This is a genomic window from Gemmatimonas sp. (assembly GCF_041689975.1).
Taxonomy (GTDB): Bacteria; Gemmatimonadota; Gemmatimonadetes; order Gemmatimonadales; family Gemmatimonadaceae; genus Gemmatimonas.
In genome coordinates this window covers 1-2719 of sequence record NZ_JBDNFF010000400.1, presented here as the reverse complement: position 1 = coordinate 2719, position 2719 = coordinate 1, and the positions used below count along the sequence as shown (strand labels likewise).

At 65.1% G+C, this 2719-nt stretch carries 5 protein-coding genes; 2 read left to right on the top strand and 3 right to left on the bottom strand.

The window, feature by feature from the left end:
- Positions 1–372, bottom strand: a 372-nt coding sequence (locus tag ACESNG_RS22860) for a hypothetical protein (protein WP_373071013.1), incomplete at its 3' end; no start/stop codon positions are given.
- A gap of 146 nt (positions 373–518) precedes the next feature.
- Positions 519–701, bottom strand: a complete 183-nt coding sequence (locus ACESNG_RS22855; protein WP_373064936.1) for a hypothetical protein — start codon at positions 699–701, stop codon at positions 519–521.
- Positions 702–818: 117 nt separating this feature from the next.
- Here ACESNG_RS22855 and ACESNG_RS22850 point away from each other — a divergent pair, with 117 nt between their 5' ends.
- Complete coding sequence (locus ACESNG_RS22850; protein ID WP_373071011.1) at positions 819–1910, top strand: hypothetical protein; 1092 nt, start codon at positions 819–821, stop codon at positions 1908–1910.
- On the opposite strand, the gene ACESNG_RS22845 is transcribed toward ACESNG_RS22850, so the two are convergent.
- Positions 1888–2208, bottom strand: a complete 321-nt coding sequence (locus ACESNG_RS22845; RefSeq protein ID WP_373071009.1) for a hypothetical protein — start codon at positions 2206–2208, stop codon at positions 1888–1890. The two genes, ACESNG_RS22850 and ACESNG_RS22845, sit on opposite strands and share 23 nt — an antisense overlap.
- 112 nt (positions 2209–2320) lie before the next feature.
- Here ACESNG_RS22845 and ACESNG_RS22840 point away from each other — a divergent pair.
- The coding region (locus ACESNG_RS22840; protein ID WP_373071007.1) for a biotin/lipoyl-binding protein at positions 2321–2719 on the top strand (399 nt) is incomplete at its 3' end.

Genomic DNA, 2719 nt, shown 5'->3' with positions numbered 1-2719 from the left:
GGTCACGGCATCGGCGTGCGCCGTGAGGCGACAGACGGCCGCCACCGTGGTGAACGCCAGCTCGTAGCAGCCGGCGATCTCCATCGCTTCGGCCGCCACGCGAAAACGCTCGGCAAGCTGCGGGATCAGTACGGTGGGCGCCGGTAACGCGTCGTGCACCATCGACGGCCGTTGATCGGAAAACTCGGCCAGCAACGCCGTGGACTGCGCCAGTGCCTGTTCGGAAGGCGCGGCACCGCTCGCGGAGAGCAGGTCGGCCGACTGCGCCACCGACAACCATGACATGATCTGGCCGCCAAGGTCGGCGCCACGGTCGGTGGCACTGCCCGCGTCGGCCGCAAAGGCTTGCAAGGGAGAAAGAGGCTTACGCATGGGGCTCCGGATTATGTGACAATGTAAGGGTCAATACTGCCAATGCATTAATCTGCATGATTTCACGCATTGCCTTGCATCGCCCCCGGCTGAGGACGACTAGATGGCGCGCGTCCATTCGGACTCGAGCTCGGTGAGGGTGTTGATCATGCGCCGGAGGGCCCGCACGCGGAGCAGCCGTGCCGCCCGTCGTCGTTCGGCGCTTTCTCGATATCCGTGATCGCGGCATCGAGGTCGGCGCTGATGGCGCGAAGGTCGCGGACGATGCGCCGCGTCGGGTCACCCTTTTCGGAGAGTGAGTCGAGCACGGCACGGAGAGCGCGCGGCATGATCATTCCCCAACATGTAACGGCGCTCACCAAAACAACCGGACACGGTGGGCAAATACCGGACACGATGGGCAACGACTTCCGAAAAACGGCGGATTTTTTCATTTGGAGCGAACGATGATGCGTGTGAAACTGGCCGTCACGACGATGCTGGCCACGCTGACGGCGTGTGGGGGTACCGACGCGAATCACGTGGCGGCGGACGGCTCGGTCACGGACGGCACCACGGCGATCACGCTGATCGACAGCGTGGCGGTGGTCGAAACCGACAGCGTGTTCGTGGGACGGCCAAATGCGATCACACTCGACGCGGCGGGGCGCGTCTATATCAGTGATGCGGCAGCGAAGCGTGTGCTGCGCGTGGAACGCGATGGCTCGGGGCTCACGCCGATCACGCGCGTGGGCGCCGGCCCGGGTGAGGTGCAACGTCCGTCGTCGCTGGCGATGGTCGGCGACAGTGTGTTGGCGGTATACGACGGCGGACAACGCCGAGTCGTGCTGTTCAACAGAGAATCGATGGCCGCGCGTGGCTCGATCGCGACAGGCGGGTTCGCTACTTCCATCCGCAGTTGGCGCAAAGGGCTGGTGGTGGGCGCGCTGATGGTCGACAGCCTCACCGCCTTTGCGCTGCTGGCCAATAACACCGCCGTGCCGCAGCGCGGAGGATCCGTACCACGCATCTATCTCGAGAACCCCCCGATCGCGCAGGCCTTCGGCACCGTGGAAGTGGCGCGCGACGACAGTACGGTGGTGGGCGTGTTCGAAGGGTCGGGCACGGCGTACCGCTGGCACCTGCGGTCGAAGCAGATCGACTCGGCGGTTCTTACGGCGAGCACACGTCGTGGTGCACGACCCGAGGTGCTGCTGGAACTGATGCGAAATCCATCGAAGGCACCGACGCTGATGTTCACGTGGTCGTTCCCGATGCTCGTGGGCATGCTGTCGCAAGATCGGTCGGCCGTGGTCACGTACGATCCGACGCTGAGTGGTAGCAACTTCACGGGGCCGGCGCATGTGCAGGTGGTGGACTGGCGCACGCGACTCAGCTGTCGCGAGGTGTTGCTGCCGGTGTCGGCGGAGATCCCGGGGCGCTACGCGATGCGCGGCGATACGCTCACGGCGTTGGTGCAGCACGCGGATAGTGGTGGCGATGGCACCGGTGCCAGCACGTGGATCGTGCGATGGGTCATCGGGGGGGCGCGCTGTTGAGCAATTCGGCATCGGCGATGCTGATTGCGGGCTGGTTGGGGCGAAACTGCAACAGCAACAGCAAAGGCAACAGCCAGAACACGGATGACGCCGATGAACGGAACAAACACTGATAAGATGAAAAGCGCAGCGCCGTTGATCTTATCCCGTGCGTTTTCCGTTCATCGGCGTCATCCGTGTTCTGGCTGTTTTCGATTTTCGCGCGCGGCAGGCTCACCGAGAAGGGGAAGTAGACGTCGCGCTTAAATGACTCCACGTGCGTCATTTCGCCATCGCGCGATCCGGCCCCGACCTCCATACTTGTCCTGACTCATGCACCGGCAACCTTTCGACGCCGGGGCGAGACCAATTGCGTGCCATCGTCCAGCCTCGCGAGCCCGCGTGCGCCGACTTCGCTACTGACGCTACCAATGCTCTCTCCGTTCCGTACTCATCGCTGCGGCCGCCTCGTGTTCCGCCGGCGGGGCGTCGCCCTCGCGCTCGTCGCCCTCGCGCTCGTCGCCTGCGACAAAGGCGATGCCGCGGGCACGACCGATTCCGCCAGCGCCACCTCCACGGCCGCGCAGGAAGCGGTCGAAGAAGCCGGTCGGCCCGCGCTGGCGTTGCCGGTAATGGCTGAGGAGGCGCGAGACGGCGACTTGGTGCTGCGGGTAACGACCACAGGGCAAATTCGCTCCGATGCGGCCGTGAAACTGCGCGCCGAAGTGGCCGGCACCGTGACGCAGCTGGCGGTGCGACCGGGGCAGGCGGTGACCAAGGGCCAGGTGTTGGCCCGCCTCGATGGGTATCCGTTCGATCTGTCGGTGCGC